Here is a 2,355-nt window from a genome sequence, read left to right as displayed (position 1 = left end):
TGGAGTATTGATGAATTATGGATGCAAAAATTAAAAATATATTGCAAATTTCAAATTTAGAATATTTATTTTCAAGGGATTTATCATACTATTGTTCAAATTGACACTTTGTGAATCTAAAAAACTCAATAGGTTGTCACTTTTTGTAAAGCGTCACTTTTCAGCAATTACTCTTACTACTGTAGTGGGAGAATCCTCGCACATTATCGTCGTGACGATTATTTTGTAAAATGAATATTTTATGGAACGGAAATTTAGGGAATTGACCCTTGAAAATTGCCACATCATTCACTCAAAGATGATGAAAAGAGAAATGACATATGAAGAAGTTAAAAGGATCTACCACTGTTCGAAGATTACAATTATAAATCGATTTCTTCATTTGAATCTCCCCATTCCTATGTTTAATCAATCCAAAAGACCCATTTTAATCTCTGATAAAGATATCAAAAAGGTCAAAAAATATTTACAGAAGTTCAAAGTTGGATATCGAAGATGTTCTGAGGCTCTAACATTACGAGGATACTTAATCAGCGAATGGAAAACAAGAAAAATATTCGAAATGGAAGGATTGTACTGTTTTGAAAAACCATTCAAAGAAATCAATCCCCATCCCTCTCGATTTGTTGCATCTTTTGCTGGACAAATATGGCATACTGATCTTCATTTTATTCAAAAAGGAGAGCATCAAGAGATTATCATTGCATTTGTTGATGATAGATCACGTTATATTGTTCATGCGGAAGTCATTGAATCCAAATCATCATTGCATACGGCTAATGTCCTTCGAAATGCTCTTTTAGGTAATCCTAAACCTCATACTCTTGTTATCGATAATGGAACTGAATTCATTGGGCACAATTTTCAAACAGTGTTAGAAGAGTTTTCCATTAAGTGTCATCGGACACATCCATACACCCCAGAAGAAAATGGTAAAATCGAACGATTGTGGAGAACTCTCTATTCAACGTGTACCGAAAACACGAGTCTACAAGATCTAATTCAAGAGTATAACTATTATTGGCCGCACCAATCTCTTCGAGGATTAACAGGTCAAAAAATGACTCCTAAACAAGCATGGGATACAATGGAGCATTGGGAGAATCAGGAAAAGATAAGCATAATTTATTCCCAAACGAGTGAAGAACAAAATGAATAAACTTCCAATCTTTAATATTATATTTTCCAACCAACCTTAACCCGCGAGCGAAGCGAGCGGGTTAGTGAGAGAAAATTGAGCGCAGCTCAATTTTCTCTCACTAACCCATTTCATATCTTCCAAAAATAAAATTAGTATTTTCATCAATATATATATTTTAAATTTGGGCAATGAGAAACAATGAGAATAGTATTTGAAATCATTGACTAATCTTAACCCGCGAGCGAAGCGAGCGGGTTAGTGAGAGAAAATTGAGCTGCGCTCAATTTTCTCTCACTAACCCTTTATTATTTTGATTAAATGAACGAATAGAATTTAAATAATAGGTATAATAATTAACATTCATTTTTTTCCCTTCATCAATATATGGAGTATAATGAAAATAGTATGTATTACTAGATACATTTTTAGTATACACATTTTTTATGAAATTTGAATTTGAGGGAATAATAAGTGTTAAATTATATTTTGATAAACCTAGGGCAAGAATAGTGATTACATGATTATTTATAGATTATATACCATATTTTTTTGATTGGAATCAAGTAGGGAAATCTGTTTGAGATTGCATTTGAGGAATGAGAAGTCATTCAATAATTGAAACTTTTTAAATTTAAGATCAATTATGTTAAACAAAGTTTAACCTTTTTATTTACAAAATAATCGTCACGACGATAATGTGCGAGGATTCTCCCAATATAAGTCCGTTTCTTATTATGAAAGCTCCATTTTACATTTTACAAAATTTACATTTTACATTTTTCAAAAATACGTTGGGCGTCTTTTCCTCTTGGGAGAGTTTTTTATTTTCACCATATTATTCAATGTGGGATAAATGGGATAAATCAAGTCAATTTTCTGAGAGGTCTGTTTGGTTGTGGGATAAATGGGATAAATCAAGTCAATTTTCTGAGAGGTCTGTTTGGTTGTGGGATATATGGGATAAATTAAGTCAATTTTCTGAGAGGTCTGTTTGGTTGTGGGATAAATTAAAAATACGTTATTTTTTTTATCCCAGATTTTTAAAAATTTTTATCCCAAATTATAATTAATCCCAAAAAGTCGCCACACTAGTTTCCTATTGTATAGTCTTATAGGAAAATATATAAAAGAAGTTTACATTTCTTCTCAAGACAGATACTTTGACTTTACAAAACTTTTTGACTTTATCACAGAGTCATGACAATTATTTTTTG

1 protein-coding gene is annotated in these 2,355 nt (G+C 31.3%); it reads left to right on the top strand.

The features are described from left to right. The first annotated feature begins 301 nt into the window (after window positions 1–301). Window positions 302–1,159 (top strand): DDE-type integrase/transposase/recombinase, encoded by an 858-nt coding sequence (locus tag KJ971_07455; protein ID MBU1145666.1) that lies wholly within the window; start codon window positions 302–304, stop codon window positions 1,157–1,159. Window positions 1,160–2,355: the final 1,196 nt, after the last annotated feature.

The organism is Bacillota bacterium (genome assembly GCA_018818595.1).
Lineage (GTDB): Bacteria > Bacillota_I > Bacilli_A > Izemoplasmatales > Hujiaoplasmataceae > JAHIRM01.
The sequence above is the reverse complement of the archived record's forward strand: the minus strand, read 5'-3'. Positions and strand labels throughout refer to the sequence as shown.

Bases quoted from the DNA above. Each gene is read 5' to 3' on its own strand.
- KJ971_07455 (MBU1145666.1), top strand. From the start codon at position 302: ATGAAAAGAGAAATGACATATGAAGAAGTTAAAAGGATCTACCACTGT.